Source organism: Methylobacterium sp. E-025 (assembly GCF_022829705.1).
In the GTDB taxonomy this organism is placed as follows: domain Bacteria; phylum Pseudomonadota; class Alphaproteobacteria; order Rhizobiales; family Beijerinckiaceae; genus Methylobacterium.
On record NZ_JAKSYR010000100.1, the window covers coordinates 1 to 373 of the forward strand.

Annotated in this window: 1 protein-coding gene; it reads left to right on the plus strand. The window is 69.7% G+C overall.

All coding sequences use genetic code 11. The features are described 5' to 3' along the window. On the plus strand, positions 1-111 hold a 111-nt coding region (locus tag MKK64_RS12190), incomplete at its 5' end, for an acyl-CoA dehydrogenase C-terminal domain-containing protein (protein ID WP_243931748.1). Positions 112-373 lie beyond the last annotated feature (262 nt).

Below are 373 nucleotides of genomic sequence, written 5' to 3' on the forward strand. Positions count from 1 at the left end.
GCCATCGGCCGGTTCTACATGGAGCGGGTGCTGCCCGAGACCGCGATGCGCTTCGGGCGGGTCAAGGCCGGCGCGGACACGACCATGGCCTTGCCGGCCGAGGCGTTCTAATCACGCCCTTCCCTCCCCCCTCTGCGGGGGGGGGTCGCCGGCGAACGCAGCCTCGAGAGGGGACCACACGCTCCGCATAAGACCAAGGACACATGGAAACGGCGTGACCCAGACTTACACACACCACCGCGCCAGTAGCAGGCTCGGGCGGGGCAAGCCGGACCGGTCAGCTCACGCCGTCGCTGCGTTCCCCCAAACCGGCGCGACACCTCTCGAGCCAAGCCTTCCTCCTGCCCCCCATCCTAGCCACATCCGCCCGCCC